Origin of the sequence: Paraburkholderia sp. A1RI_3L (genome assembly GCF_048957895.1) — a bacterium.
Classification (GTDB): Bacteria; Pseudomonadota; Gammaproteobacteria; order Burkholderiales; family Burkholderiaceae; genus Paraburkholderia; species Paraburkholderia kururiensis.
Map to the genome: position 1 here is coordinate 1 of NZ_JARCHA010000103.1, position 289 is coordinate 289.

A 289-nucleotide genomic window follows, 5' to 3' on the forward strand; every position below is an offset into this window, starting at 1 on the left:
ACGCAGTTCCGTTAGGCGAGGGCGACGGCATGGATATTCCGGTCGGCTTCGCCGCTCAAGGACCCCAAAGAACATCCAGGTGGAATCCCAGCAAGATGCCCCGTTCGACTTCTTACAGGCTCACGCCCGCCAGGCTGCTGTTCGTGCTCACGGTCGTCATTCCGGTGACGGTCGCGGTCGTCTACTACGGCTTCATCGCAGCCGACGTGTACGTGTCCGAGAGCCGCTTCGTCGTGCGTAGCGAACAGCGCCAGCCGGGCAGTTCGCTGCTCAGTTCTTTCCTCGCGGA

General features: G+C 62.3%; 1 pseudogene. It reads left to right on the plus strand.

Annotation, left to right across the window (positions count from 1 at the left end):
* Positions 1-95: 95 nt before the first annotated feature.
* A pseudogene (locus PXJ20_RS33090) lies at positions 96-289 on the plus strand (hypothetical protein); the annotation flags it as partial.